A 587-nucleotide genomic window follows, 5' to 3' on the forward strand; every position below is an offset into this window, starting at 1 on the left:
AACCTGGGGTTGGATCACCTCCTTATCTTGAAGTAAAACAATGCTTTGTTGAGTATTCACACAAATTACATGATAACGAATTAGAAGAATGCCTACCTAGGCGCAAAATGGGGCTATAGCTCAGCTGGGAGAGCGCCTGCCTTGCACGCAGGAGGTCAGCAGTTCGATCCTGCTTAGCTCCACCATTTATTCTTACTCTGCGTTAGTTCGCAGCTCGTGTAGTAAATTACACGTCGCTACCAACTGCCTTGATTAATTCCTAAATGGTTATTCAATTCTTCTTATAAAGAAAGAAGCCAAACTTAACACATCATTAAATGATGATTTAAGTTTGGTTTTTTAAACCACGAATTAGCCGAATGTGCGCTAATTTGATGTTCTTTAACAATCTGGAAAGCTGATATAAATACCGGTATTTATTTGGTGCAAGACGTGTCGCGCGTCAACCACATAAGAATAAATACCAAGCTGTTGTTACTTCTTTTATCGGGAAGTGATGATGGTGATTAGGTGTTCTCCTCGAACATCTAATCAACCCGATAAATCTTTCTTTAAGTAGAATGGTTTATCACTCTTATTCAAGACAC

At 39.2% G+C, this 587-nt stretch carries 1 tRNA gene; it reads left to right on the plus strand.

Features of this window, described 5'->3' with window-relative positions:
• Nucleotides 1-109: 109 nt before the first annotated feature.
• A tRNA-Ala gene (locus D1094_RS18450) sits at nt 110-185 on the plus strand.
• Nucleotides 186-587 lie beyond the last annotated feature (402 nt).

The sequence above is a fragment of the Colwellia sp. RSH04 genome, assembly GCF_003545765.1.
Taxonomy (GTDB): Bacteria; Pseudomonadota; Gammaproteobacteria; order Enterobacterales; family Alteromonadaceae; genus Colwellia.